Source organism: Paenibacillus sp. sg306046, assembly GCF_059821225.1.
The window spans coordinates 1-24549 of the sequence record NZ_JCAMRT010000007.1 but is presented as its reverse complement, the minus strand read 5'-3'; the positions used below and the strand labels follow the sequence as shown (position 1 = coordinate 24549).

18 protein-coding genes, 1 riboswitch and 1 other annotated feature are annotated in these 24549 nt (G+C 55.6%); of the genes, 4 read left to right on the top strand and 14 right to left on the bottom strand.

Features of this window, described 5'->3' with window-relative positions:
- The first annotated feature begins 9 nt into the window (after nt 1-9).
- Nucleotides 10-852 (top strand): DUF6597 domain-containing transcriptional factor, encoded by an 843-nt coding sequence (locus AC6ROY_RS09010; RefSeq protein ID WP_500099920.1) that lies wholly within the window; start codon nt 10-12, stop codon nt 850-852.
- Here AC6ROY_RS09010 and ileS read toward each other — a convergent pair.
- Nucleotides 849-3935 carry an isoleucine--tRNA ligase gene (ileS, locus tag AC6ROY_RS09005; protein ID WP_500099919.1) on the bottom strand — a complete coding sequence of 1029 codons (3087 nt, stop codon included), beginning with the start codon at nt 3933-3935 and terminating at the stop codon, nt 849-851. The two genes, AC6ROY_RS09010 and ileS, sit on opposite strands and share 4 nt — an antisense overlap.
- Before the next feature lie 71 nt (nt 3936-4006).
- Nucleotides 4007-4265, bottom strand: a binding site (T-box leader).
- 247 nt (nt 4266-4512) lie between these two features.
- Between ileS and lepB the strand changes: the two genes are divergently transcribed.
- On the top strand, nt 4513-5031 hold the full coding sequence (lepB, locus tag AC6ROY_RS09000; protein ID WP_500099918.1) for a signal peptidase I: 519 nt from the start codon (nt 4513-4515) through the stop codon (nt 5029-5031).
- 365 nt (nt 5032-5396) lie between these two features.
- Here lepB and AC6ROY_RS08995 read toward each other — a convergent pair whose 3' ends face one another.
- The 4 genes from AC6ROY_RS08995 to AC6ROY_RS08980 all read right to left on the bottom strand — a co-directional run bounded on the left by AC6ROY_RS08995 (nt 5397) and on the right by AC6ROY_RS08980 (nt 9813).
- A complete protein-coding gene (locus AC6ROY_RS08995) occupies nt 5397-6188 on the bottom strand; it encodes a DUF817 domain-containing protein (RefSeq protein WP_500099917.1) in 792 nt (263 codons plus the stop codon).
- A 284-nt stretch (nt 6189-6472) separates the two neighbouring features.
- Nucleotides 6473-7861, bottom strand: a complete 1389-nt coding sequence (gene thrC, locus AC6ROY_RS08990; protein WP_500099916.1) for a threonine synthase — start codon at nt 7859-7861, stop codon at nt 6473-6475.
- 27 nt (nt 7862-7888) lie between these two features.
- Nucleotides 7889-8386 (bottom strand): hypothetical protein, encoded by a 498-nt coding sequence (locus AC6ROY_RS08985; protein WP_500099915.1) that lies wholly within the window; start codon nt 8384-8386, stop codon nt 7889-7891.
- A gap of 431 nt (nt 8387-8817) precedes the next feature.
- Nucleotides 8818-9813: a DMT family transporter gene (locus tag AC6ROY_RS08980; protein WP_500099914.1), complete on the bottom strand. Its 996-nt coding sequence runs from the start codon at nt 9811-9813 to the stop codon at nt 8818-8820.
- Between the two features lie 121 nt (nt 9814-9934).
- Nucleotides 9935-10078: riboswitch (FMN riboswitch) on the bottom strand.
- Between the two features lie 308 nt (nt 10079-10386).
- Between AC6ROY_RS08980 and AC6ROY_RS08975 the strand changes: the two genes are divergently transcribed.
- Nucleotides 10387-12543, top strand: a complete 2157-nt coding sequence (locus tag AC6ROY_RS08975) for an ATP-binding protein (protein WP_500099913.1) — start codon at nt 10387-10389, stop codon at nt 12541-12543.
- Between the two features lie 121 nt (nt 12544-12664).
- Nucleotides 12665-13234: a DoxX family membrane protein gene (locus AC6ROY_RS08970; RefSeq protein ID WP_500099911.1), complete on the top strand. Its 570-nt coding sequence runs from the start codon at nt 12665-12667 to the stop codon at nt 13232-13234.
- A 131-nt stretch (nt 13235-13365) separates the two neighbouring features.
- Here AC6ROY_RS08970 and AC6ROY_RS08965 read toward each other — a convergent pair whose 3' ends face one another.
- The 9 genes from AC6ROY_RS08965 to AC6ROY_RS08925 form a co-directional block, all read right to left on the bottom strand.
- On the bottom strand, nt 13366-14244 hold the full coding sequence (locus AC6ROY_RS08965) for a radical SAM/SPASM domain-containing protein (protein ID WP_500099910.1): 879 nt from the start codon (nt 14242-14244) through the stop codon (nt 13366-13368).
- 102 nt (nt 14245-14346) lie between these two features.
- Nucleotides 14347-15444: a mechanosensitive ion channel family protein gene (locus AC6ROY_RS08960; protein ID WP_500099909.1), complete on the bottom strand. Its 1098-nt coding sequence runs from the start codon at nt 15442-15444 to the stop codon at nt 14347-14349.
- Between the two features lie 207 nt (nt 15445-15651).
- Nucleotides 15652-16293, bottom strand: a complete 642-nt coding sequence (locus AC6ROY_RS08955; protein ID WP_500099908.1) for an NAD(P)-dependent oxidoreductase — start codon at nt 16291-16293, stop codon at nt 15652-15654.
- Nucleotides 16294-16623: 330 nt separating this feature from the next.
- The gene (locus AC6ROY_RS08950) at nt 16624-16986 is read right to left on the bottom strand and encodes a DUF423 domain-containing protein (protein ID WP_500099907.1); all 363 of its coding nucleotides are present in this window, start codon (nt 16984-16986) and stop codon (nt 16624-16626) included.
- A gap of 127 nt (nt 16987-17113) precedes the next feature.
- Nucleotides 17114-18238 carry an acyltransferase family protein gene (locus AC6ROY_RS08945; protein WP_500099906.1) on the bottom strand — a complete coding sequence of 375 codons (1125 nt, stop codon included), beginning with the start codon at nt 18236-18238 and terminating at the stop codon, nt 17114-17116.
- Between the two features lie 723 nt (nt 18239-18961).
- Entirely contained in the window at nt 18962-21346 is a 2385-nt protein-coding gene (locus AC6ROY_RS08940; protein ID WP_500099905.1) for a polyprenyl synthetase family protein, read from the bottom strand.
- A gap of 464 nt (nt 21347-21810) precedes the next feature.
- Nucleotides 21811-23181, bottom strand: coding sequence for an NADP-specific glutamate dehydrogenase (gdhA, locus tag AC6ROY_RS08935; RefSeq protein WP_500099904.1), 1371 nt, complete (start codon nt 23179-23181; stop codon nt 21811-21813).
- Nucleotides 23182-23849: 668 nt separating this feature from the next.
- Nucleotides 23850-24122, bottom strand: coding sequence for a hypothetical protein (locus tag AC6ROY_RS08930; RefSeq protein WP_500099903.1), 273 nt, complete (start codon nt 24120-24122; stop codon nt 23850-23852).
- Between the two features lie 30 nt (nt 24123-24152).
- The gene (locus AC6ROY_RS08925) at nt 24153-24467 is read right to left on the bottom strand and encodes a hypothetical protein (RefSeq protein WP_500099902.1); all 315 of its coding nucleotides are present in this window, start codon (nt 24465-24467) and stop codon (nt 24153-24155) included.
- Between the last annotated feature and the right edge of the window lie 82 nt (nt 24468-24549).

Below are 24549 nucleotides of genomic sequence, written 5' to 3'. Positions count from 1 at the left end.
GTGAGCCGAATGACGATACCGATTCCCAAGCCCAGTCTGGGCGTCTTGCATGTGCAGGAAGCGGCCAAAAAGCTTGAGCTGACCCGCCATGCCCCCTCCGGCCCGCTGGCCGGCTTCGTTAAACATTATTGGATCGTGAAGTGGAATTTATCCGGTCAGGACCCTTATACGCAGCTGGTCGTGCCGAACCCTTGTGTAAATTTGGTCGTCGAGCCCGCGCGCACGGCTTGCTTCGCCCCCGGCAAAGCCACGTATGCCCACTTGCTGCAAGGCAGCGGCTGCGTGTTCGGCGTGAAGTTTCAGCCCGGCGGCTTCTACCCGTTCATCCGGCAGCCGATTTCGGAGCTGGCAGGCCAGCCGATCCCCGTCAGCCGGATTCTGGATATGAACGGCGCCGAGCTGGAGCAGCTGATCTTCGGCCAGCCGGACGCTGATACGGATGCGATGATCGCCCGGATGGAGCGCTGTCTGCTCGCCAGGCTGCCCGAGCCGGACGAGCAGGCCGCTTTTGTCCGGCAGGTCGTCGAACTGATCGGAGAGCGCCACGACATGACTCGCGTCGATACAGTCTGTGAGCACGTTCAGGTTCACCGGCGGACGCTGCAGCGCTTGTTCGACCAGTACGTGGGCGTCAGCCCCAAATGGGTGATCCGGCTGCTGCGGCTGCAGCATGCGGCGGAAACGATGCATGCCGGGCAGCGTCTCGACTTGTCGCAGCTGTCGCTGGAGCTGGGGTATCACGACCAGGCCCACTTTATCAAGGATTTCAAGGCCATGGTCGGACAGACGCCGGACGCCTACGCGCGAAGCTTCCCCTCTCAAGCTGAACGCCCGCCCGCTCCGCGCGCTTAATCCTCGATGCCCAGGCGTACCCGCCGTTCGCCCATCGGGAATTCGGCCATCGCCTCCAGCTGGCCGAATCGCACGTGCTGCAGCAGCACATGCTCCTGCAGCACGCTGTCGAAGCGAACAAGCGCAGCCTGCAGCGTGTCGTCCACATCCAGCACAAGCCGGATGCGGCGTTCGACCGGCAGCAACAGCTGCTTGCGGTAGTCCTGCACAAGTCGGATCACTTCCCTGACCCAGCCCTCCTGCTCCAGCTCCGGCGTAACCGCCGTATTCAGCGTCACCGTAATGCCGCTTGCGGAAGCCGAGGCGAAGCCCGCTCTCGCCTGCGTCTCGACAAGCAGCTCAGACAGCGGCAGCGTCAAAGCTTGCTCCTCCACCTGCAAGCGCAGCTCGCCTGCGCTTACAGCTTGCCGGGCTTCCTCCGAAGGCAGCCCGCGGAGCAGGCTTTGCACCGGCGCGACGAGCTTGCCGTACTTTTTCCCCGCCGTCTTCAGATTCAGCTTCAGCCGAACATCCACGAAGCTGCTCCCGTCCTCCGCAACGCGCAGCATCTTGACATTGATCTCCTCGCGGATGATGGCTGCGAACCGCTCAAGGTCGAAGCCTGGTTCCAGCGATACGATCAGCTCAGACAACGGCTGGCGTGTCTTCACGCCCGACTCCGCCCGAACAGCGCGGGCCAGCTCCACGATCTGCCGGGCGACGCCCATGTCGGTCTCCAGCTGCTCGTCGATGGCGTCCGCCTGCACAGTCGGGTAACCGGTCAGGTGGACGCTGTCGCCCTCGCCGCCGAGACGGCCCCACAGGTCTTCCGCGATAAACGGCATGTACGGCGCGATCATCCCGGCCACCGTCAGCAGCACGCCGCGCAGCGTCTGGTAGGCGGCCAGCTTATCCGCCGTCAGCCCGCTGCCCCAGAACCGGTCGCGGGAGCGGCGGACGTACCAGTTGCTCAGGTCGTCGACAAACAGCTCCAGCTGCTTCGCCGGATTCAGAAAATCATACCCCTCCAGTCCATTTCGGACGAGCCTGAGCGTGCTGTTCAGCCTCGACACGATCCAGCGGTCCAGCTCATGCTGCGACGGCGGCACTTGATGCTTCGCCGGGTCATAGCCGTCGATCGCCGCGTACAGCGCATAAAACGCATGGGTATGGTGCAGCGTATCGACGAGCTTGGACTTCGCCTCCGCCACCATCGACTTCGCGAACCGCTTGCTGTTCCACGGCGCGCTGCCGGCCAGCAGCGCCCAGCGGAAGGCATCGCTGCCGAACTCCTCGATGATCTCCCACGGGTCGATGACGTTGCCCTTGCTTTTCGACATCTTCTGCCCGGCTTCATCGAGAATATGGCCCGTAGAAATAACCGCCTTATACGGCAATTGCCCGTTGTACAGCGTCGATACGGCCAGCAGGCTGAAAAACCAGCCGCGCGTCTGGTCGATCCCTTCGCAGATCATATCCGCCGGGTACTGCTCGCGGAACGTCTGCTCATCGCCGAACGGATGATGGTATTGCGCGAAAGGCATCGAGCCGCTGTCGAACCAGACGTCGATCACCTCCGGCGTCCGCTCCATCACGCCGCCGCAGGTGCAGCGCAGCCGCACTTCGTCCACGAAAGGCTTGTGCAGCTCCAGACCGTCGCCGAACGGCTGCTCCGCCCGCTCCTCCAGCGCCTTGTAGCTGCCGGGCGAAAACTCGTCGCCGCAGGAGCCGCATACCCACACGTTAAGCGGCGTGCCCCAATACCGGTTGCGGCTGATATTCCAGTCCACCAGCTCCTCCAGAAATTTGCCGAAGCGGCCGTCGCGCAAGTAGCCGGGGTGCCAGTCGATCCGGCTGTTATTGGCGATCAGCTGCTCCTTGACCGCCGTCGTCCGGATAAACCAGCTCTCCGTCGCGTAATACAGCAGCGGCGATTTGCAGCGCCAGCAGAACGGGTAGCTGTGCTCGTAGCGCTCTTTGGCGTACAGCAGGCCGCGGGCGGACAGCTCCTTCACGATGTCCACATCGCAATCCTTGACGAATCGTCCGGCCAAGTCCGCCACCTGAGCCGTATAGCGGCCAGACGCGTCTACGATGTTGACGAAATCCAGCTCATGGCTGCGCGCCGTCCGATAATCGTCCTCGCCATGCGCCGGAGCGATATGGACAATGCCCGTGCCGCTGGCCGCGGTCACATATTCGGCATCCACGACGACATGTCCGCGCTGCACCTCCACATAACCGAATGGAGGCTCGTACGGGGTGCCGATGAACTCCGCCCCCTTGTGCACCGACAAGATCGTATAGTCCTGCTTCATGACCTGCTCCACGAGCGGAAGCGCCACGATGTACACCTCGCCCCGCTGCTCAACCTTCGCGTAGTCCAGCTCGCGGTTCACGGCCAACGCCACGTTCGCCGGCAGCGTCCACGGCGTTGTCGTCCAGGCGAGGAACAGCTCGCCGCTCGTCTTGCTTCTGAATTTGACCGTAGCGCTCAGGTCCTTCACATCCTCATACCCTTGCGCCACCTCATGCGAGCTGAGCGTCGTCTGACAGTCGGGACAATAGGGGCTGACACGATGGCCGCGATACAGCAAGCCTTTGCCGTGAATGGTCGACAGCAGGTGCCAGACGCTCTCGATATACTCGTTGGTCAACGTGACATACGGATGCTCCATATCGGTCCAATACCCGATCGCTTCGGTCAGCTCGCGCCACTGCTTCTCATACTCGAACACGCTGCTGCGGCATTGCTCGACAAACTTGGCGACGCCATATTGCTCAATCTCCTGCTTGCCGGAAATGCCCAACTGCTTCTCCACGCCCAGCTCGACTGGCAATCCATGCGTATCCCACCCGGCCTTGCGCACGACGCGATACCCCGACATCGTCTTGTAGCGCCCGATAAAATCCTTGATCACCCGGCCCAGCACATGCCCGATATGCGGCTTGCCGTTCGCCGTCGGCGGACCTTCGTAAAATACATAATTCGGACGGCCCTCCCGCTTTTCCATAGACCGGCGGAACGGTTCACGCTCCTGCCATTGCGCCAGCACCCGCAGCTCGCGGGCTCTTGCCGTCTCCTTCACATCGACCTGATTCATGCGGAATCACCCTTTCTTTATTCTCATTTGTTCGTCCAAGCCTGGGCTAAAAAACAAAAAAATCCCGTCCCGTAAGGGACGAGATTGACTCTCGCGCTACCACCCTTGTTCCGCAACCACCATGACCTGCATGCTCGCTGCGACACTCGTACTGCGTACCATCATACGCGTCCCTTGTAACGGCGGGACCCCGGGTCAGCTTACTGGCTTGCTTCAGCTTTCCTTCTCGGAGAGGATATTCGGCTAATGCTTGAACGTTGGCTTTCAGCGCAGGGCCAACTCTCTGGGGGACAAGGGGATTAGCTTACTTGTTCTCGTCAATGAATTTGTTTGGATCAATTGGATTATGTTAGTTGTACACCGTTTCGACTGAAATGTCAACAGGCAGCAGACGCCTGTCTTTCTTTCCAGCCCCATGCCCCTCCCCGCAGCCGCAGAATGCTTTGTTCCGCTTATGCGATTGCCTTCAACACTTGTTTCGCTTGTGCAGCCTCCGCTGTTATTTCCGCTATCCGGCGAATCCCGCCAGTGCTACAATGAAACCCAGGATGCTCAGTTTACGAAAGGAGCCGCTCCCATGAACCTGTTTATTATGGCAGCACTGACGCTAACCGTCGCATTAAGCGACCCGACGCCTGACAGGCACTTTACAATTCAAGGCCCGTCTATGCAGCCTACGCTGGCCGCTGAAGCTCGCGTCACGGTAGACCCCGATTATTACAACGAGCACCCGTTTACCCGGGGCGACTTGATCGTCTTCAGCGTGCCGGGCGGACAAACGTATGTGAAACGTGTCATTGGCTTTCCTGGAGATACCATTGCCATCCGCAACGACGAGCTGTACGTGAATACCATCGTTCGTGAAGAGCCGTACATCCAAGCCGAGGCTGCCCGATCGACTGGAGAAGGATCGCGCATTCAGTTCGATTTCGCCGAGCATATCGTGGCGGAGGATGCACTTTTTGTGCTCGGAGATAACCGTATGAACAGCATGGACAGCCGTATGCTCGGAGATATTCCGATTCGTTCGATTATCGGCAAAATTACGCTTGTCCGGCCTGCTCCTTCATCCGGAAGCGGGGCAACGACTCGCTAAGCGTCCGGGACAAACGCTCCGGCTTGCCTAAAAGACTGCGCATGCTGCTTTGGTGGCAGGCACAGTCTTCCAGACAAAGGCGCTACCCCTGTACATCAGTTGTCCTAAGTACGCTGCTGTTCAAGAGCTTCTTTCGACTCATCCGGCAAACGATGCAGGTCTTATTGTGGAGCAAGCTTCGACAAAAATGTTCCATGTGGAACAATTTCCACAGTTTTATTCGATAATCAGACAGCAGCAGACGTAATTTTATCACAGCCTTCGATCCATTCATGCGCGACCTGACACGCCCCGACAGCAGCTACAGACCCAAACAACTGGGCCTGGGCCGCCACCGTAAGCTTGAGCCTGTGTTTTTCTGTCGTCTAATCCTCACTCGGCCTTGAAGCTCGCTTGCTCTGCCGCGCCTTCACATGCTTTAGCTGTGCAACGATGATGACGCTAATAATGATCAGCAGAAACCACGAGCTAATCTTACTAAAGCTAACGAGCTGCCAGGCTTGGTGCTGGTCAGGATATTTCCATGCCCCCAAAAATGTAGCAATATTTTCAGCTAACCATATGAAAAAACCTACAATCAGAAAAGCGAGTGTTAAGGGCATGCGATAAGTTACCGTCCGTACCCGATAGATGATCCATGTTTTCCAAAATACCATGCATACAAGCGCCGTCAGCCACCACCGAAAATCCGGAATGAAATGATGTGTAAAAAAATTCAGATAGATGGCTCCGCCCAGCATCCCTGCGGAAACAAGACCCGGCCAGCCCGTCATGTCCATCCTCAGTCTGCGCCAGATTTGACACATAAAGCTTGCTACACTTGCATACATAAACCCGCTATACAGCGGTACGCCGAACAGCTTCGTAAACCCAGGCTCCGGGTATGACCATGATCCCATCCTTACCTTATACATTTCCAGCATCAAACCTATAACGTGAAAAACACAAATCACCTTAATTTCGTCGCGTGTTTCGAGTCCGCTGCGGTACATCAAGTATTGTACGGCAAGCAGGATAAGCAAAATGGCGTCATAACGGTAAATAAGCGGTACCTCGAACACTCTGGAAATAGCTAAAGTTCCAAAAATCGCAACGGGGAATATACAGCTCATCGCCTGATGATAACCGAAATGCAGCAGCTGAAGTAAACGATTCACAATATGTATCCCCTCCCTGCCTTGGCATCAAAATCGCTAGCCAACTTAAATCAATCCAACAAACCTGGGCGCTTTTACTCATCATACAGGTGTTCTGCATGCGGAAAAAGAGAAAATAAATCCGATTTTTTGCTTATTTTCAAATCGAAAAAGCCGGCCACAAGGCCAGCTCGAATCAAACGATGGAAACAGACAGCAAAAAAGCGCAGGTTCAGGCTTCTCGGCCCAAAACCAGCGCTTTAATGATAAAGCTGATATAAATACGTTCATTTCAGCAGTTCTTCTTAAAAGAACGCCTCCAGCCGCTTCTGAATCTCCTCGTTGGTGCCGCCGACAACCTGCTGGAATTGCGGCTTGTCGAACAGCGCCTGAATCGGCTCGGGGTACGTCTGGCTGATCTCGCGCAGCCGGATCGCTTCGTCGAATTTGGCCGGATGGGCGGTGGACAACACGACGACCGATTCTCCTTCGCCGGACAGCTGATCCGCAGCCGCCGCTCCGCAAGCGGTATGCGGATCAAGCAAATATTGATGCTTCGTGTAGCAGCCGCTGATTGCATCCAGACATTCCTCGTTGCCGACGCTATGAGCAGCAAAGTCTGCCTGCACCTGCTTGAGCGTCTCGCCTTCGATCACAATGCGTCCCTCAGCCTTGAACTGCGCCATCAGCGCGGTGACCTGCTCCGCATTTTCACCGTACAGGTAGAACAAGTAGCGCTCGAAATTGCTCGCCACCTGGATATCCATCGACGGGCTGTACGTTCCCTTGAACGCGCCCGGCTCATAAACACCCTCCTGCACGAAACGGGCCAGAATATTGTTTTCGTTGGTCGCCAGCATCAGCTGGTGGATTGGCAAGCCCATCTTTTTAGCGAGATAACCGGCGAAAATATCGCCGAAATTACCGGTCGGCACGCTAAAGCTCAGCTTATCCGCCTGACCTTTGCTCGCCAGCTGCAGGTAAGCGTAGAAGTAATACACCGTCTGCGCCAAAATGCGGGCAATATTAATCGAGTTGATCGCACGCAGATGATACTTGTGCTTAAACTCGACGTCCGCAAACAATTCCTTGATGATGCGCTGGCAGTCGTCGAAGGTGCCTTCGACCGCAAGATTAAGCACGTTGGCGTCATCCACCGTCGTCATCTGCAGCTCCTGCACCTTGCTCACCTTCTGGTGCGGATGAAGGATGCAGATGCGAATGCCGTCCTTGCCGCGCACGCCTTCAATCGCCGACGCTCCGGTATCGCCGGACGTTGCGCCCAAAATATGAATAATCGAATTCGTTTTGCGGGACACGTAGCCGTACAGGTTGCCCAGAAATTGCAGCGCTACATCCTTGAACGCAAAGGTCGGCCCGTGGAACAGCTCCAGCACATAACGGTTGCCGTCCAGCTGGCGCACCGGCGTCACTTCTTCATGCCGGAAGGTCGCATAGCTGTCATCGACAAGCTGCTTCAGATCCTCACGCGGAATTTCATCGTTCACGAACAAAGAGAAAATTTCCAGCGCCAGCTCCGTGTACGTCAGCTTCTGCCATTGCTGCAGCGTTTCCGCCGAAATCTGCGGCAGACGCTCCGGCACCAGCAAGCCGCCATCATCGGCCAATCCCATCAGAATAGCGTCGATAAAGCCGATAGGGGAAACTTGTCCCCGTGTACTGATATAGTTCATATATACGCTCCTCGTCAGAGTTAAATTTTATAGACGCCGCTGGCGTCCAGGGGCGACCTCGGCTTGCTTGCGGCCAAAAGTAAATACCCGCACCGCGGGGCTCAGCTTCACTTCTAACAGATGCGCAAGGACCAGCGTTGCAACGAGTCCCATAATCGCGCCGGCTACAGACAAGGGCACAACCCACCAGTCCGGCGCCTGAGCAAAGAAAGGAATAAAAGCAACGGCCAAAATCGGCGGCGCATTCCAATGAAACTTGCGAATCAGTCCGGTTACAAGCAGCATGGTGATAAATAGTGAAATGACGCCGGGATACATCATCACCGCAACCGATCCGATCAGGGAAGCGAGCACGGCGCCCATCGCCACCTTGCCGATTTGCTTAGGCAGCAGCGGGCATGACACAAACAAAAGACTGAAGGCGCCTAACGTCGGGAAAAACAACATATGCAACTCAGGAACATGCAAGGACAGCCAGTAAATCAGCATGATATACAAGCCCAAGGCGACAATCTTCGTATTCATTGAACAAAAAGCCTTCTCTCAACTGTAATCATCCCTTCCGGGATGTATAACCCCTTCATTTTACCCCCCTCTTCCTATACCGTCAAGGGATGATGTCCATATCCTTCCATATCCTAAGGTCCGAAAAGTCCGGGCCCAGGGGCCAGCCGCGACGCTGGATGACGCTTCATGTCGTCAGCGGGCAGCAAAAAGCCTGCTCCGGGAACGGAGCAGGCAGGTAGAACCAGCGGCACTAGTAGAACGTTTCGTAAATTCACTTGTTCGAACCATCGCTTAGATAGGTCGTTTTACATGTCAGACACCGCATCCGAACTTTTGAAACGATCTTCTAGCTAACCTGTACTTCGCTCCGCACTGATGTAAGACCGCTGGAGCCTTCGGTTTCCTTCACCGCCGCAAACGGCACGACGGCGCGCATTCAGTCCATCTGCTCAAGCCGCTTGCGCGGCAGCAGGCTCGGAGGCCGGCGCGCTGCGGCGGCTCATCAGAAACAGCGTGGACCAGATCAGCACAAAGCCTGTCAGCTGCCCCCAGGTCAGCGCCTGATCAAACGCCAGCCAGTTGACCAGCACCCCGACAGCCGGGAAGGACAGCTCGGCGATCGTCGCGTACACCGCCTTCGTCGAGGACAGTCCTTTGTAGTACAGCAGCATGCTGATCAAGCCTGGGAAAAAAGCCTGAAACAGCAGGTTGACCGCCAGCAGCGTCATGGCCCCGCCGGTTCCCGCCGCCTGCCACGAATCGCCGGCTGCAAACAGGACAACGGAAAGCAGCGGAATCGCGACCAGAAAGCGCAGCGAAGTGACCAGATGGAAGTTCAGCTGCTTTTGCAGCAAATATTTACCCATGACGGTCGAGCCGCCCCACAGCACCGCGGCCAAAATCGAAAACAGGCAGCTCAGCGTCGCCAGGTCGTGCAAACCCAAGGACGGTGCGCCAAAGCCAAACGTCAGCAAATACGTACCGAGCAGCGCAAGTCCGACATATCCGAAAAAGCGGGCGGGCAGCGCTTCCTTCAGCAGCAGTCGGGCAAGCACAATCGCAAACAACGGCTGCAGCTTCTGCAGCAGCAGCACCGCGTTGGCATTGCCGTAAGCGAATGCCGACGTAAACAGCATCGTGGCGATGGCGGAGCCGCCCCACGAGATAAACAATAGCGCTCCGATCACGCCGAGCGTCAGCTTGCCCGTCAGCGTGTGACGATACTTGATAAATACCGGGAGCGCGTAAAAAGCAAGCAGCACATGCTCGATAAATACAATTTGCGCAGAGGTAAAGCTTTTCAACAGCAAAATGCGGAACAACGGATCGAGACCCCACAAAATCGCGCCAAGCGCAACGTACCAGATGCCCCGGCTCTCACGGGCGATGGTCGATTTCCAGGCAAAGCTCTTGCGTTCAGTGACAGAACCAGCTGTGTGCTCCAATTCAAAAACCTCCTGAGGAATGTTTTGAATTGAACCTTCTGAAAAGAGACAAAGCCCCCGCTGATGATCCAACGGGGGCAACGCCAAACAAACCTGTCGCTCAAAGCATTCGACAGTTGTTTTTCACCTTCTCTCATCCGGACTATACCGTCGGCCTTGGAATTGCACCAAGTCAGTCCCGGCCGAAGGCCGGGAGTCGCGGGCTGCGATACACGAACGTATCATCACCGCCGGTAGGGAATTTCACCCTGCCCCGAAGGTTCAACTTCTTGTAATGTGAATCTTAGCACAAGCAGCGGGAGGCTGACAATAGCTACTTTCTGAAAATTTCAGAAAATCGCGTAATCGGGCAAAAAACCGCGCTTATAAGACTTATAGGCCTAAGGAAATAGGTATTAGGTCGGTCTTGGCGGCTCTAGTCCAGGCAGCCACTTTCCAGTAAAATATAGGGTATCACCCTATCCCTGTCCATTATTATTGAAACGGAGGGTTGCTCAACCTATGCTGGAAGATCAGAATTCGCCTCGTTTAACAGAAGATACTCCTCCTTCCCACGTCATCCGAGAGCAACTCATGGATCACACGGATTGGGATCAGAGCCCCCTCGGACCGAGGGAAAGCTGGCCCCCCAGCCTGATCGCAGCACTTGATTTATGTCTCGGCCACCCGCTTCCTACGGTTCTCCTGTGGGGCAAGCAGCGGACAATCCTCTATAATGAAGCGTTTATTCCGTTCTTGCACCCTCTGAAGCATCCTGAGTCGCTGGGGCAACGAATGGCCGCCTGCCAATTCCCACTCCGGGATCAGCTTGAACCGATATTCGATGACGTGCTGACTTCAGGCACAGGCATCATTCAGGAGGATCGGCAAATCTGGCTGAACCGCCTCGGCTTTCTGGAGGAATGCTATTTCACCTTTACGTATAATCCGCTTTACGACGAAAACCGTCGGCCCTCCGGTCTGATCGGCACCGCCATCGAAACGACGCAACGCGTGCTCGGCGAGCGGCGCTTCACCCTGCTCCGCCGCCTCGCGGCTTGTGTCGGCGGCGGCCGCGCCAGCCCGGCCCATACTTGCGCCAGCCTGATGCAGGTGCTCGGCCGGCAGCCGCAGGATATCGCGTTTGCCCAGCTTTATCTTGTCGATTTCCATTCCGGGACGGCCCATCGGGCCGGACATACCGGGACCGGGCAGGCCGCAGCCTTGCTGCCGGAGCAGCTCAGCTTATCCTTGCCTGTCGAGCAGGACCGCTGGGGAATCGTCCGCACCGTCCGCTCCCGGCAAGCGACCGTCTTGCGTGATCTGGATGTTCGTTATACCGAACAGCTTGCAGCCGATGGCGCAGAGCCGCCGCAAACGGCCGTCGTGCTGCCGCTGCCCGATGCTGCTACCGCCGAAGCCGCGGCTGTGCTGATCGTAGGCGTCAGCCCGAGGCTTGCCTTCGATGCCGATTACGCCAGCTTCTGCGAATTGCTGGCCAGTCATTGCGCCGCCGCATTCGCGATCAGCTCCGCGCGATCCCAAGCAGCGCCGCTTGAGCTGGAACAGCAGCGGACCAGAGAGGCGGCGCACAGCAAGCAGCTGGTGAACGAGCAGTCGCGTTCCGGGTTGACTGCGAGCCTGACCCGGCCTGCGGAAGGGAATGGCCAAGCCATGCCTTCCGACGCCGATCTTCAAGCTTTAAGTAAGCGCATCCAACTGCCCGAAACATGTCACGAACTCAGGGAATGGTTTTGCCGGACTTTTCATAATCATGTCTGTATGATCGCGATCAGCCAGCTGTCCACCGGCACTTATCTTGATGTTAACGAAATGTTTGCGCGTGCCCTCGGTCTGCCGCGTGAGCAAATTATCGGCCGCACCAGCCTGGAGCTAGGACTGTGTATCAAGGAAAAGTCTGTCCCCCCGCTAACAAGCTTGAAGGGTCGCGAGGTAACCTATACGAACCAGAGGGGAGAAGAACGGTTCGCACTGCTATCCACGGAGCTGATGGTCATCGGGCGGCAAAGCTGCCGCTTATGCATCATGATTGATATCACGGATAAAAAGCGGCTCGATACCCATCTGCACCGGCTCGACAAAATGAATCTGGTCGGCCAGATGGCTGCCAGCATCGGCCATGAAATTCGCAACCCAATGACAACGGTACGCGGTTACCTGCAATGGATGCTCGGCCGTCCGGATTTCAGCTCCTACCGGATGCAGTTCAAGCTCATGATCGACGAGATGGATCGGGGCAATCAGATCATTACCCAATTTTTATCGTTGGCCAACAATAAGTCGTTTGCGCCGGCCCCCTGCCGGTTGGATGAACTGGCGCGAACCATGATGCCGTTCATCCGTTCGAAGGCCAACCTCTCCCGGCTTCATGTCGAGTTCGATCTGGCGCCGACACCGCTGCTGCTGCTGGACAGCAGCGAAGTGAAGCAGCTGATGCTGAATCTCGTCCATAACGGGTATGAGGCGATGCAGGCCGGACAAACGCTGCGGGTGCAAACGTATGCCGTACCGTCCGGCATCGTGCTGGAAATCGCAGATGAAGGGTGCGGCATCGACAGCAGCCTGCTGGAGAAGCTGGGGACGCCGTTTTTGACAACCAAGGAAGCCAGCACCGGGCTGGGGCTGCCGATCTGCTACAGCATTGCCCATCGGCATCATGCGTCGCTTGATGTACTCGCCCGCGAAGGCGGCGGGACCGTCGTCCGCGTCACCTTTCCCCTGCATGCCTGAGGTTGCGGGTAGGCTGTGACAATCCTCACACCGTAAATTCAACCGACGCGTTACAATGAGCTTAATTCATTCGAGCACGAGAGCGAAACGGCTCAACTATTTTTAAGGGAGGCGCATTACAATGGCAAACAAAGAAATTATTATCCCGGAAAACCCTGTCTCGAACTTTTTATTCAACAGCACGCGAGCGGGTCTGATCTGGCTGCTGGTCCGGTTGTATGTTGGGTATTCGTGGATTACAGCAGGCTGGAAAAAGGTAACCAGCCCGGCTTGGACCGGAGATCAGGCAGGCACCGCGCTGCAAGGCTTTGTAAAAGGCGCTTTGGCGAAAGCTGAGGCAGGTAAAGATGTAACCGGCTGGTATGCGAATTTTCTGGAAGGCTTCGTGATGCCTAATGCGAAGGTATTCGGCTTTGCTGTAGCCTTCGGCGAGCTGCTGGTCGGACTTGGCCTGATCCTCGGCCTCCTGACCGGAATCGCGGCCTTCTTTGGCGGCGTGATGAACGTCAGCTTCCTGTTTGCAGGTACGCTGAGCACGAACCCGATTTTGTTTATTTTGGCTACCTGGCTGGTGCTTGCCTGGAAAAATGCAGGCTGGTACGGGATCGACCGCTGGGCGCTGCCGTTCCTCGGCACACCATGGAGCCGCAAAGGCATCGGCAACAACGCGGCCCAGACGACCAAATACTGATCCGCAGCACGGGCCGTCAAGACGGCGCAAGCTGCATGAACGTACATCTGTTAGTTAGGTAAAACAAACAAGCACCGGAACCGCCCATCGGCGACTCTGGCGCTTGTTTGTTTTACAGCATTTCTCCGCGGCTAGGCGCCGAATCTGCGGCGGTAACCGCATTTGCGGCACAGCTCTTCGACAATCTCCCGGCGGGAGAAGCCGTCATACATCCGGACAGCGCGTTCGCCTTCGATAATGTCTGAAAACGATTGCTGGTGAATGTTGCCCAGGTTAATGACGCCTTCCCCATCCAGACAGCAGGGGATCACCGTGCCATCAACCAGAACACCAGCCTGATTACGCAATCCGTGGCAGAAGCCCTTGCCTTCATCCTCGTCTTCCTTCAAGTCCGGCCACTTGAACTCATGGTCCTGGTTCAGGTAAATTTGCTTGGTCAGCTTCACGCCGCCGCCTCGTTTGAACTTCTCCTCGATTTTGTAATCCAGCTCGAATTCCCGCTCAATCATCTCCAGGATGTCCCGATTGCGCTGACGTTCTTCGTTTTTCACATTATCCTCAGTCAAGTTCCACAGCCGCAGCGAAACAAGCATGTCGGAGTGGGCCACCGCTTCCTTGGCAAACGACAGCACCATCGACACGTAGCCTTCCTTGTCCACCGAGCCCTCATGTCCGTCGAAGCTGTGCAGCGAGAAGTTCATTTGCCGCAAAGCGGGCTTGTGGAGCAGCTTATGCTTAACCTTGTGCAGCAGCGTGCCGTTGCTTGTAATATTGACCTTGAAGCCGCGCTCGTGACTCAGATCCAGCAGCTGGTCGATTTTCGGATGCAGCAGCGGCTCGCCCTTCACGTGCAGGTAGATGGAGTCTGTGTGCGGCTTGATTTGCTCCAATATGTTCGTGAAGGCGTCCAGCTGAATAAAGCTCGCCTGCCGCTTCGTCTGCGGACAGAACGAGCAGGCCAGGTTGCAGACGCTCGTAATTTCGATATAAAACTTCTTGAATTTCTTCATGGTCACAGGCTCCGTCCCGGATGTTCTTGGCTCGTACCCTCTATCGTAGCATACAACCCGCGGTTACGCTATGTGTGACGCAGCGGCGACAAGCCCCTCTGCTCAGGCATGAACCCGCTCGCGCACAGGCGCTGCCTCCTCAACGAAGATCCGCTGCGCAGGGTAAGCGAGCCGGATGCCTTCTTCCTCCAGGATGCGCATCACGGTCAAATTCAGCTCTTGACGTACCGTCAAATATTCCACCCAGATCGTCGTCTTCGTAAAAAAGTAAAAGAAGATGCCCAGGCTGCTTTCGTTAAATTCATTAAACTTGACGATAATCATCTTCGGGTCAATTCCCTCATGCGCCTTCAGCATCACGTCAATCCGCTCAATCGCTGCCGCCAGCCGCTCCCGGTCTGAATCCAGCGCGACACCAAGCGAAAAGGAAATGCGCCGCTTGCCCATCCGGCTCCAATTCGTAATCGGCTGCGCGGCCAGCGTCGCGTTGGGCACCGTAACCACCGAATCGGCGAACGTGCGGATTTGCGTGCTGCGGAACGTAATATCCTCCACGAACCCTTCCACGCTCGGCGTCAAAATCCAGTCGTTTTTGGCAAACGGCTTTTCCAAAATAATGACGATCCCGCCGATAATGTTGCCCAGCGTGTCCTTGGCCGCCAGCGCGATGGCGAGACTGCCCAGCCCCATCCCGGCTACGAGGCCGTTAATGCTGAAGCCCCACTCCGCCGCAACCAGCGTCACGCTGATTAACAGGACCACGAAGCGCAGCACGCGCGACAAAAACGGCAGCAGCATGCTCGAATCGTCCAGACCGAGCCGCTTGCTGAAGCCCTCCAGCAGCAGCAGCGACGATGACGCCGAGATGTTGTACAGCCCCCAGCCGACCAGCCCGATTCCCGCGCTGCGAAACAGCTTATCCACCGCCAGACGATGCTCCCAGTCCGCCGGCATCAAGTACGAAGCGGCCCAGTACGCGCCCACAACCACAAACAGCAGCCGCATCGGCTTCTCCAGCGCCTCCAGCCAGAACAGCTTGCTTTGGGAGCCCTTGAGCTTCCGCGATAAAAACGCAACCAGATACCGCGTAAACAGCTTGCGGCACACCAGAAACAGCGCCAAAATCCCCAGCGCAATCCCAATGTCCTTCCATCTGATTTGCTCGGCCAGGTGCATCCCCCACTCCGTCACTGACACCATGCATCCCTCCGGATCTGTCAAATAAAGGTCTATTATACCATGAACAACTGCCCCGTTTCACACAAAAAAACCTGCCCAAACCGATACGCGCACGCAGCGTACCGATTTACAGCAGGGAATTTAGATGACTTCGTTCAGATGAAAAGCTTCGACTCGAAGCACTTACGATGAAGCTGCATCCGTGTTTTCCGGCAGCTTTGCTTACGCTTATTGAGCTTCCGCTACGACCGAAAAGCGCTCATTCAGATGGTTAGCCTGCTCGATTTCATCTACGACAGCAATCGCATAGTCGGCATAGCTGATATAGCTTTTGCCCTGGGCGTTGAAGATCGGATGGTTGCCGCCCTTCTGGTAAGCGCCGGTTCGCGGACCCGCCGGGTCAAAAAACATGGCCGGACTAAGGAACGTCCACTTGAGGCCGCTCGCTGCGCGCAGGTCGTTCAGGTTTTTGCCCTGGTTGGAGGCCGTTGGGTAATACTCCTTAGGGAATTGCTCGGTATCATACAGACGGGTTGTTCCGGCTTCATCCGCATATAGGCTGCCCGCTCCGCCAACAACGAACAATCTCGTCTCAGGCGCTCCCTGAGCAGCCGCGATCAGCACCTTGCCCGCGTCCACATGCAGATGCTCCTGGCCGTGCGGCGCGCCGAACGCATTAACGACAACATCGAACGCCTGGAAGTCTTGGGCCGTAAGCTGGAAAATATCCTTCTCAATAACCGCCGCACCCGCCAGATCAACCTTGGAGGCGTCCCGGACAATTGCCGTCACCTCATGCCCCCGGCTCAATGCTTCTTTGCCGATCGTATTGCCAGCCTTACCGCTTGCTCCAATAATCGCAATTTTCATGTTCCTTACCGTCCTTTTCATGTAAATGAAACGCTCTAACTAGTAACCAGTTTAGTTACAGGATGGAGTTTTGTCAAGACTTAGTTTATACACTTTAGCCTAATGCCATGTACGGCTTCGTCTCTGCCTCTGTACAGCCGCTGCACGGCAGCAGCCTGCGCATGCCTGCCTTGGCCGTAGCTGCCTAGAAGTCTGATGCCTTCCGCCTCCTACGCACAGCGGCTGCGACGGCAGCAAAAACACCGCTCCTGCAACCAGGAACGGTGTCTCATAGCCCGCGGGCGACACGCGCCTGCCGTCCCAATCTGACGACAGGCGGCGCTTAAACGGTTAAATAGCCGCAACCAGTACCAGCGCCCAGCCAACCAGGAACGCTACGCCGCCCAGCGGCGTGACCGGGCCAAACTTCCGGTTGCCTGTTATGCTGAGCATGTACAGGCTGCCCGAAAACAGCAGCACACCCGCCAGCAGCAGCCAGCCAGCCGTCATCATCAGTGAAGAAGCCGGAAACCTGTCCGCGAGCAGCCCAAGCAGGAGCAGGCCAAGTCCGTGCGCGAGATGATACTGCACCGCAGTTTCGTACACCTTCATTTTATCCGGCGACAGCTTGGCCTTCAGCGCATGCGCTCCGAAAGCTCCGAGCGCGACGGCCGTAAACATCAACAAACTGCCAAGTACAACAAAGGTTTGCATGCCAGAGCCTCCACCCCAATACGGAATTAATCTGTCTCCAGCATACCATGAGCCGGTTCACCCCGACAACGAACAGCCAAGCCAGCCTTGCATCCAATCAGCAGCCGCGCCGCATGTCGGAACAGCTCTAGAGCACTCTTTTGACATAAGGAATCAGCCGGATGCAGCCCGCCGCAGCCACGCACACGATAATCGAGAGGATGGAGACGGCCGCCCACTTGATGCCAGCAGGCCAGTAAACCTCCTGTAACGCCAGCGTCCAGCCTACGACCACTGCGGGGTGAATGATATACATAGCGTAAGCCTGCTCCGCCAGCCAGGAAGACCACGCTCGTACCTGATTGCAGTGCCTGCGAAACCAGACTAACAGCAGCAGCACGATGCCTATACAAACAAACGGTTCCCACATCGCATACAGAAAGGCTTGAATGTTCCAACCGCCTGCAAAGGCAACCTCCCCCTCCAGCGCTCCAGTCAAAATTAGCCCTACCGGCAGCGCGGGGATCGTACCCAATGCAACCCATGCCCATGTTCGCTGCAGCTTGGACGGAATCGTATCCAGCCAGCCATGCCGCCGGGCCAGCAAGCCCGCTATAAACAGCAGGATGTAGGATGGAAAATAGCCAAGCTGCAGCTCCAGCGGCCCTTCGCCGGTAGGATAGACGAGCCGGACGAGAAACGCCGCGCAGCCTAACAAGAGAGCAATCGCAACAAGCAGCTTGCCCGTGGGAAATGCCAGCGGCTGACGCATCCCGCGTCGGTCCCCTGCAAGTAACCTTACGAGAGCATAAAGCAGCGCGAGATAAATAGACGCCTCCAGAAACCAGGCTGGTCCAAAAAACGTCGTTCGGAAGCTCCATACATACGTTTCATAAAACTGCGCCACCGTCAGCTGCTCCCGGGCTTGGGCGAACCATACGGTCAGCGGTCCGATCCCGAAATAATAAACAAGCAGCGGAATTCCCAACCGCAACAGCCTATCCTGAAGAAATCTGAACGCACCCTTGCGGTCATAGGCCGAGGGTGTGAAATAAGCCGAGATGAAAAAAAACAAGCCCATAAAAAATGACTGGCACACTGCCGTAAAAATCGTCAGCAGCACGGCTGTGCCTGTCAGCTGGCTTTTGTCGACCCCGTCCAAAATCCAGGAGCCTGCTGCCCCGTAAGCAATCGACGTGTGGAACACGATCACTAATAAAGTTAAAAAGACCCGAAGGTGGTCAAGATAGGCCAAGCGCGGCTTGACAGTCAATGATATCGCTTCTCCTTTGTTTGCCAGCTTGGCAGCTTCTTACTTCGTTATATTCTACAGCATTCCGCAATTTCCTTGGACTGGAGGCAGTCCCAAGTACCCTCGCCCCTCCCGCACCAGTATCGTCGATGAGGCCTGATCGTTTGTCAGCCGGGCCAAAAATCCACTCGGGATGCGCTCGCAATTGTAGGCCGTTCTTCTCCTCGAACCGTTTATTTCCCCCATAGCTCCCTCCAAGCAGCAAATATGCGCTCCAAACGCTCCGGCTCCTTTGTTCGACATTAAGCACGCGATCATCTATCTAAATCTAGTAAATTTGTATAATATACGATAGTCCTTCACTTTTTGTACAACAGAGTATACGTTTTGCTTCATTGTGTCTTGCAGCTATGCTGACCGTCGGCGCTACGCTGCCGGCCCATGCCGCGGAGGAATTTCTTCACCTGGCGCCATCGGTTAAAACCGCCTCCACCTCTTTATTAGCAGGCCATAAAGTACGAGTGCTGTACCTGCAGGTCGGCTCTAAACGAAAAGCGCTGCCAACGCTGCAGCTTTGGTTTTGGCATAAGCCGTAGCGCCGGCCGCGATGTCCACCCCAACAAAGAGCGCGCCCAGTTGGGCCAGCGCTCTTTGTTTTCTTCGTCACTGCTCGCAGCTCCCGGCGCGCGGCGCGGCGATACGTGATGGCAGTCAACCACGCGCCGCAAGGCTTTGGCTTCACCGCTACCGATCCCGATTCACCAGCGCATGCAATAAATGCTTCAAAAAAGCGGCCCGGCGCGGCAGCCGTTTCAGCGTTTCGATCCCGAGACAATAGTGCTCCCACATCGCCTTTTGCGCGCCATCCTGGCCCAGAACCGTCACGAAAGTTGAGTTTTGGTTGTCCACATCCTGACCGACGGGTTTCCCCAGCAAGCCCGCGTCCCCTTGCGCATCCAGTAAATCATCCTTGATCTGAAAAGCGATCCCCGCGTGGTACGCAAATGTTTTCAACACGGCGATTTCCTGCTCCGGCGCTTGGGCGAGAATAGCAGGCATCACCAGGGCAGCTTCGAACACGATCCCCGTTTTGTAGAAGCAAATCGCATTCAACTGCGCAAGCGTCAACGCCTTGCCTCTGGAGCCCAAATCCGTGGCCTGCCCCACACACAGCTCCTCCGCTGTCTGCGCGGAATAGCGCATTAAAGCCAGCACCGTCCGGGCAGCAAAGGGCTGCAGCGACGCCTGCTCCTGAATCGCCTTTTGAATCAGAAATAGGCCCGTTAATTCAGCCGTGGCGCTGTTATGCACCTGATGCAGCGTAGGACGCCCTCTGCGGATCGCCGCGTTGTCCTGGGACGGCAAATCATCGAAGATCAGAGAGGACGTATGCATATACTCCAATGACCGCATCAAAGGAATGATGGAGTCCGGGCTTAGCCCGTATTCCCGCACCCCCATGACCCAGGTCACGATCGGACGCAGACGTTTCCCGTCCCCTTCAAGGCTATAGTTGGCCGCATCAATCAGCGACGCCTTCATGGCCGGAATGTCGTCCGGCTTGACAAGGCTCAGCGTATCGTTGATTTGCTGGCGGACCGTGCGGATCGTTTCAAGAAACGCTTCTTTTTCCTGCCGGTTTCTCTTGAGCATAATAACCAGTTGATCCCTGAGCAGCTTATCGAAAAAATCGACATCCTCCGCGTTCTGCACCATCTGCTGGACAAGTCGATTAAACACCTGATTTCCGGCGGCAAACAGGTCCATCAACCGGTTGTACGATTCAGTGCCGATCCGGGCTTTACAGCGCTTGAGACCATTGATGGCCCGATCCAGAATGACCTCGCGAGCTTTCGCATCCGCTTGGTATACGTCATGAATCAGATGGGCAATCACCGCCCAATACAATTCATAGGGATTAATCAGGTCCGGCCGCCGGTCGCGGTACTGCAAATAATAGGTGTACGGGGTCACGGCGCCATCCCGGCGGTCATCCCACAGATCAGCGAAGTCATCAGCCAGCTGGTTGTAAATGCCGTAGAAGAAGGTGCGCTGCTCAAAGCCTTCATCCGCAGCTCCATCCAGCACGGATCGGGCGATCAGCCGGGAAGACGCCGACTTTAAAATCACCGGCATGTACAGCTCTGCGTTTGTGTAGGCGGCGTTGGACAGCTGCTTGGCGCGGTCCAGCTCCTGAGCATGGAAAAACACATAAGCTTGCTCGAAAAACAAGTGCTGCGTCTCCGGCCGCTGATGGCCCTTGATCGTCTCAAAAGCCTCTCGCAGCTCCGCATGCACGTATGCAATCATCGTCTTATGCGTCCCGTCCCAGTCGCCCAGCTCCGGCACTGAGCCTGTGAGCAGCGCGGTCCGGATCATTCCGGAATAGTGCGCTTTCTCCTGCGCCGTTAACAGCGGCGCATCCAGCAAATCGTCGATGAACGGATACGTCAGCCCGTACGAGTAGCCAAGCCGGATCGCGGCATCAAGCCTTCGCGCGCGTTCCAGAGGCGGACAGCCGTCGTCCATGTCCTCCATCGCATGCAGCACCACGCCTAGTATAATTTTCATCAGCTTGCGCTGGGCGTGCTCGGCATTCATTTCATCCGGAATGTTCGCCGCTACCCGCTTCAGCTTGTCGAGGACCCAGATCACGGCTGTTTCGACGCCTTCCTGCTGCGCCCATCGGTACAGCCCTTCCAGGCTGATCAGCTCCGGCTGGTCGTCGCCCTCGGCCTGGGCGGACTGCAGCAACCGCTGCTTCATATCGGCGGCCAGACGCTTGATACGGGTCTGTGTTGCCGGAGCATCCAGCGCCTGACCCAAGTCGCGCATGTACATATACGAAATGCTGCGGTCCAGATAAGCATCCAGCTTTCCTGTACGCTCCAGCCACTGAATATGGCGAACATCGTCCGCGCCCTTCCTCTTTCGTGCTCGCCTTGTTACAAAAGACAGCCATGCCGGGCCGCGAACATGATTTCGTTTCCATATATGAATATCGTCGGTCAAGGCGCGCATGTACTGCCCACCCATCACTTGCTTATACAGCGACGCAAAGTAGCCGGCAGCCTTCTGCTCGGCCAGCTGATAACAACGCTCGGCATGAACGATTCGTTTTTCATTCATAGGTGTATGCCCTCAACTTCTATGGTTAGTATAGGCGTATGTTTTAACGCAGATGAGGTAGCCATAAGCCGGATCAGACTGACCTGCTTCCGGAAGCAGCTTCGTCCGGTCCATTTCATAGGGATACATACGAAAGAGGATTTTTTAGGTTGCGCATTCGGCAGAAGGGGATCGAGCAGGTTCACGGGCGGGCAGGGAGGATTGAACGCGCCGCCTTGTTGGCTTATAAAAAAAGCTTCGGATTGAAGCTCTTTCGATGATGCTACATTCATGGTGTAGCGGTTGCTTTTCTTGCAATTATCGAATCGTTCAGCTCCGCTGAAAACTTATAAATTGTATAATCTTAAAAAACCTAAAGCTCAACGCCCCTCATCGGGACGGCCGCCAACTTTGAACAACATCAAAATGGGGAGCCATCCCGGTAATGGAACGTTGAGCTTTTGAATGCATTTATGCAGTTTTCGTTAAATGACGCCTTGCGCAATCATGGTGTCGGCTACTTTGATAAAGCCGGCAATATTGGCTCCAACGACGAGATTGCCCGGATGACCGTATTCCTCAGCCGCTTGTACGGAGCTGCGGTAAATATTTTTCATAATCGTGTGCAGCTTGTCATCCACCTCGTGGAAATGCCATGAATATCTCATGCTGTTTTGGGACATTTCGAGCGCCGAAACCGCTACGCCTCCTGCGTTCGCTGCCTTCGCCGGGCCAAAGAGCACGCCTGCTTGCAGGAACACATCAATCGCTTCCAGCGTCGATGGCATGTTTGCGCCCTCGCCCACTGCTTTTACGCCATTTCTGACCAGAATTTTGGCCATCTCTTCGTCAATCTCATTTTGAGTGGCGCTCGGTAACGCGATGTCGCACGGGATCGTCCAGATGCCGTTGCAGCCTTCGAAATAAAGCGCGCCCGGGTGCTCCTTCACATATTCGCTGATCCGCTTTCTATCCTGCTCCTTGAGCCGGCGAACCGTATCCAGATTGATGCCGTCTTTGTCATAGATGTAGCCGTTGGAATCGCTGCATGCTACAACCTTCGCCCCAAACTGCATTGCCTTCTGCATCGAATAAATCGCTACGTTGCCCGAGCCGGAAACGACGACCGTGCTGCCCTCAAAGCTCAAACCCTTGGATTGCAGCATTTCATTCACAAAGTATACGCAGCCATACCCGGTAGCTTCTGTGCGAGCCAAGCTGCCGCCGTAAATAACGCCTTTGCCCGTCAAAACGCCCGCCTCGTAAGCGCCGCGAATTCGTTTATACTGACCGAACATGTACCCGATTTCACGAGCGCCAACGCCGATATCTCCAGCTGGCACGTCAGTGTCTTGACCGATGTATTTATACAGCTCCGTCATGAAGCTTTGGGTAAACCGCATAATTTCGTTGTCCGACTTTCCTTTCGGATCGAAATCGGAGCCCCCTTTACCGCCGCCGATCGGCTGGCCTGTCAGGGAGTTCTTAAACGTCTGCTCAAACCCGAGGAACTTGATAATGCTGGCATTCACAGACGGATGGAACCGCAAGCCGCCCTTGTACGGTCCGATCGCGCTATTAAATTGCACGCGGTAGCCGCGGTTGACATGCGTAACCCCTTGATCGTCCACCCATGGCACGCGGAACGTGATCAGACGCTCCGGCTCCACCAGACGCTCAAGAATACCGTGCTTCATGTACTTCGGATGCTTGGCGAGAACGGGAACCAACGATTCCAAAATTTCCTTGACAGCCTGCTGGAATTCGTGCTCGTGAGGGTTGCGCTTAATAACGGTTTCGTATACGGCTTGTATATATTCCCTTGCAGTAGCTTCACTCTCGACTTGAACGATCACACCCGTAACCACCTTCGAATTTAATGTATTGTAAACGTGATTTACTATTAGTTTTACCTCAGACTTGAGCAGAGAGCAACCACAATTTACATGTCATGTAACATTACTCAATGGGGTTAATCAAGGGACCAGCACGTGTGATTTTTAACTGCGGATTTTGCGAGTCGAAGCAGTCAGGAGAAACCCTGACGCCTTATATTGCAGTGATAAGCACATCTGATGTTAATCTTCAAGCCATGTAGCCAAGCTGATGTGAGGGAGCTTCCATTTCACTGTTTTGGAGGGAAATACGGGTGTTTGGTGCCGTCACCGAGCAGCGCCTCGTATAGTCGACCGCTTATAGATGCAAGCTTGATCAAGCCATCCTCCGCTTCGAGATGAACATTTCTCGTTGTTAGGCATCTTCATGGCTTCGAGAAGCGTAAGCTCCCTCGCCCCTCATTCTGATTGAAGATACGTTCAGCACTTCCCCCAATAGAAGAAGCCATCTCTTTAGTTGAAATTTTTGTGATCATACGCCGAATGTATACAGGTTCTGCATATTCCGATTTCGTCACGCTCAGGAAGATCAGCTCCTGTAAATTCAATACGAGTTCGTTGCTTTCAAATGTCCTCGAAATCCACGCCCGACATTTGGGCCACAAAGCGGAATACGACTTCATCCGGGTTCATTTCAGTGTTTTGATAATAGGTCCGGTAGCCGACAGGTCGTGCAGCCGATTGCTAACATCGGCCAGTTGGGCCAGGCAAAAATCTTGATCGAGAAACGCGAGTTCACGAGCCAGTACAACCCCCAACGTTCCGCGCTGCTGGATCGTCACTTCGAACAGATCCACGTGAGCCATGTACGAGGTGAAGACCTCGTAATCGGTAGACTTGCTTATCACCCTGGCAAGGATCATGATGTCGGATAAAGCTTTATGAATAAGATCGTCGCGCATGTGATCAGCTCCATTTCGATTTTTGGGATACTAATTCTTAGAAGCCCTGACTAATTCGGCCTTGGAGCTAACCAGATCAGGTAAAGTGACTGCGGCAGAATTGGCATTCCAAGTGTTGGCGATTTTGTTGATCAAGGCGCACAGCGTCTTGATCGTATCGCTGACCACTTGTTCATCCGCCGCACCGGAACGATCGTCCATCGCCTTGTAGATTTCGACCATTGCCAACGCTATGCTTGGCAACACTTCTTCCGCGCAGTCCTTCGACTGCTCCGCCAGCAACTCCAATTGCTTGTGGAGCAGTTCTTTCGCTTTTTCTGCCAAAGTGCTAGAGTGATCATTCATTAGTTGCTTTCCTCCCACTATAAAGTAATGTTTTCTCCTGTTTTCTCGTGTATACTCAACATTTCAACTTTGACAGCTTGAG

Bases quoted from the DNA above. Each gene is read 5' to 3' on its own strand.
- AC6ROY_RS09010 (WP_500099920.1), top strand. From the start codon at position 10: ATGACGATACCGATTCCCAAGCCCAGTCTGGGCGTCTTGCATGTGCAG.
- ileS (WP_500099919.1), bottom strand. From the start codon at position 3,935: ATGAATCAGGTCGATGTGAAGGAGACGGCAAGAGCCCGCGAGCTGCGG.
- lepB (WP_500099918.1), top strand. From the start codon at position 4,513: ATGAACCTGTTTATTATGGCAGCACTGACGCTAACCGTCGCATTAAGC.
- thrC (WP_500099916.1), bottom strand. From the start codon at position 7,861: ATGAACTATATCAGTACACGGGGACAAGTTTCCCCTATCGGCTTTATC.
- AC6ROY_RS08985 (WP_500099915.1), bottom strand. From the start codon at position 8,386: ATGAATACGAAGATTGTCGCCTTGGGCTTGTATATCATGCTGATTTAC.
- AC6ROY_RS08975 (WP_500099913.1), top strand. From the start codon at position 10,387: ATGGATCACACGGATTGGGATCAGAGCCCCCTCGGACCGAGGGAAAGC.
- AC6ROY_RS08970 (WP_500099911.1), top strand. From the start codon at position 12,665: ATGGCAAACAAAGAAATTATTATCCCGGAAAACCCTGTCTCGAACTTT.
- AC6ROY_RS08965 (WP_500099910.1), bottom strand. From the start codon at position 14,244: ATGAAGAAATTCAAGAAGTTTTATATCGAAATTACGAGCGTCTGCAAC.
- AC6ROY_RS08960 (WP_500099909.1), bottom strand. From the start codon at position 15,444: ATGGTGTCAGTGACGGAGTGGGGGATGCACCTGGCCGAGCAAATCAGA.
- AC6ROY_RS08955 (WP_500099908.1), bottom strand. From the start codon at position 16,293: ATGAAAATTGCGATTATTGGAGCAAGCGGTAAGGCTGGCAATACGATC.
- AC6ROY_RS08950 (WP_500099907.1), bottom strand. From the start codon at position 16,986: ATGCAAACCTTTGTTGTACTTGGCAGTTTGTTGATGTTTACGGCCGTC.
- AC6ROY_RS08940 (WP_500099905.1), bottom strand. From the start codon at position 21,346: ATGAATGAAAAACGAATCGTTCATGCCGAGCGTTGTTATCAGCTGGCC.
- AC6ROY_RS08930 (WP_500099903.1), bottom strand. From the start codon at position 24,122: ATGCGCGACGATCTTATTCATAAAGCTTTATCCGACATCATGATCCTT.
- AC6ROY_RS08925 (WP_500099902.1), bottom strand. From the start codon at position 24,467: ATGAATGATCACTCTAGCACTTTGGCAGAAAAAGCGAAAGAACTGCTC.